The sequence below is a fragment of the Escherichia sp. TW14182 genome (genome assembly GCF_000208525.1).
Lineage (GTDB): Bacteria > Pseudomonadota > Gammaproteobacteria > Enterobacterales > Enterobacteriaceae > Escherichia > Escherichia ruysiae.
On the sequence record NZ_AEJZ01000338.1, the window covers coordinates 1 to 825 of the forward strand.

Genomic DNA, 825 nt, shown 5'->3' on the forward strand with positions numbered 1-825 from the left:
TCAGGTGGCCAAATTCACTATGCCACTACACATGTGGTACAGCGAAATCAGTGAATACCTCATCAGCAGGGGTAAAACGTTCGCCACTCCAGCTTGGGTAAAAGATGCTCTCAAACACACATATCTCGGTTATGAAACCAAAGACCTGGTTGATGTCGTAACCGGTGATATCACCACTATCCAGTCGTTACGCCATACCTCCGACCTTGATACCGGAGAGATGTATGTCTTCCTGTGTAAGGTTGAAGCCTGGGCGATGAATATTGGCTGCCACCTGATTATTCCGCAGAGCTGCGAGTTCCAGCTGCTGCGTGATAAGCAGGAGGCGTAATGGCTACACCGCTTATTCGTGTCATGAACGGACACATCTACAAAGTACCAAATCGTCGTAAGCGTAAGCCTGAGCTGAAACCATCCGAAATACCAACACTGCTCGGATATACCGCCAGCCTGGTTGATAAAAAATGGTTGCGACTGGCAGCAAGGAGGAATCATGGCTGATTTGAGAAAAGCAGCGCGTGGTCGGGAATGCCAGGTAAGAATCCCTGGCGTATGTAATGGCAATCCTGAAACGTCTGTACTGGCACATATCCGGCTGGCTGGATTGTGCGGTACCGGTATCAAACCGCCAGACCTGGTTGCCACCATTGCATGTTCTGCCTGTCACGACGAGATCGACCGTCGCACGCATTTTGTTGACGCTGGATATGCAAAAGAATGCGCGCTGGAAGGTATGGCGAGAACGCAGGTTATCTGGCTGAAAGAGGGGGTAATTAAGGCGTGAATACCTACAATATCACATTACCCTGGCCTCCGAGCAATAAT

At 49.8% G+C, this 825-nt stretch carries 3 protein-coding genes; all 3 read left to right on the forward strand.

Going from position 1 to position 825, the window contains the following annotated elements:
* On the forward strand, window positions 1–331 hold a 331-nt coding region (gene ybcN, locus EQY_RS0121235; protein ID WP_000304018.1), incomplete at its 5' end, for a DNA base-flipping protein YbcN.
* Window positions 331–501, forward strand: coding sequence for a NinE family protein (locus EQY_RS0121240; protein ID WP_000224907.1), 171 nt, complete (start codon window positions 331–333; stop codon window positions 499–501). The genes ybcN and EQY_RS0121240, both read left to right, overlap by 1 nt.
* Complete coding sequence (locus tag EQY_RS0121245) at window positions 494–784, forward strand: DUF1364 domain-containing protein (RefSeq protein ID WP_000774481.1); 291 nt, start codon at window positions 494–496, stop codon at window positions 782–784. Before EQY_RS0121240 ends, EQY_RS0121245 begins: the two co-directional genes overlap by 8 nt.
* Window positions 785–825 lie beyond the last annotated feature (41 nt).